1 protein-coding gene is annotated in these 845 nt (G+C 46.9%); it reads right to left on the reverse strand.

Annotated elements, in window-relative coordinates:
- The coding region (locus AC3WU2_RS30645; RefSeq protein ID WP_492458613.1) for an IS110 family transposase at nucleotides 1-845 on the reverse strand (845 nt) is incomplete at both ends.

Genomic DNA, 845 nt, shown 5'->3' on the forward strand with positions numbered 1-845 from the left:
CCAACTTCAGCGAGAAATCCAGCTATGGTATCCCTGCCAATCCCTTTAATTGCCAACAATTGCGGAACAAAAGGAATTTGCATCAGCAGTTCATCCAGTTTCACTTTCAACTCTTCAAATTTCTTTTGTAGCAGTTCGTATTGGGTTAACAATAGTCGCAGTTCCATCTTCGCAAGATCTGAACCATGTTTTATGCCCACAGATCGGCTGGCCGCTGCCTTCAAATTCTTTACGCGTCCCAAGCCAAGTCCACGTTTTGCAGCTTCCCTTAGATGCTGAAGCAAGGTTTCGTCCGACAGGGAAACAAGCTCATGCGGTAGTAAACCAAGGCTTAGCATTTGAAGGGCTGACTTGCACTCCCAATCTTTAAATACCGTAAGGAATTCGGGGAAATACCGATCCAGCCAATTATGGACACGTCCTTGTACTACGCACAGATCAGTCGACAGATGATCGCGAATTTTCATGGCTTCCCGCAGTTCCGCATAGATGCCCTGGGGAAGATTAGGTACGGCGTATCTTCCGTCTTTGACTAGCTGTGCGATCACTTTTGCGTCCTTGATGTCGTTCTTTGTTGGAGAGTTGTCGTCCAATTCTTTGCTTTTCTTCACGTGCAGGGGATTCACCACACCATACTTGATTTGCTGTTCGCTTAGGAAATACGCAAGATTCAACCAATAGTGACCGGTAGGTTCCATGCCGACGATGACGTCCTGAAATCCTTGTTCGGTCGTAAGTTTCTCGAACCAACTTACGAATAACTCAAACCCTTCCCGATTGTTCTCAAATGCAATTGGCTTCCCGAACTCGACTCCGCGGTAGTCTTGTGCGCGAGCCACATGTTT

It is taken from the genome of Paenibacillus sp. EB106-05-06-XG162 (assembly GCF_058791655.1).